Annotated in this window: 1 pseudogene; it reads right to left on the reverse strand. The window is 70.7% G+C overall.

From position 1 onward, the window contains the following. A pseudogene (locus tag D7V97_RS43590) lies at positions 1–522 on the reverse strand (molecular chaperone DnaJ); the annotation flags it as partial.

Genomic DNA, 522 nt, shown 5'->3' on the forward strand with positions numbered 1-522 from the left:
CCCGTCGCCGGGGTGGGCGCGGAGGCGGGCGGGAGCGGGCGTCCTCCGAGCGCACCCATGTTCTCCATGGCGCGGCGCAGGAGGCGCTGGCGCCGGAGCTTGGAGGCTTCGTCGGGGTTGGAGGGGTCTTCGGCCGCCACGTCGTCCTCGTCAAAATCCCAGTCGTCCAGGTCACCGGACAGCTCGGACTCATCAGTCTGGCCAGAAGCCCCCCCGTTGTCACCGGGGAAGGCAGCGAAGCGCGGAGAAGGCAGTGGCTCGAATGTCGCCTCGACGATGGCCTCGACGAGGAATTCATTGGCGTCCCCCGCTGCCCCTACATCCGAGCGGACGAGGGCTTCCAGGTGGGCGTCCACCTGCTGGAGGGCGGCCTCGAAGGACGCGGTGAGGTTCTGCGAGGGGTCGTTGGACTCGTCGAAGGAGACGATGCGCCACAGGTCGTCCTCGCTGGCGCGAGCCGGGCCCAGGCGCAGGGGCGGGGTCGCGGCGGCGGGGAACTTCGGAGGCTGCACGGACCAGAGG

Origin of the sequence: Corallococcus sp. CA053C, from assembly GCF_003611675.1 — a bacterium.
Classification (GTDB): Bacteria; Myxococcota; Myxococcia; order Myxococcales; family Myxococcaceae; genus Corallococcus.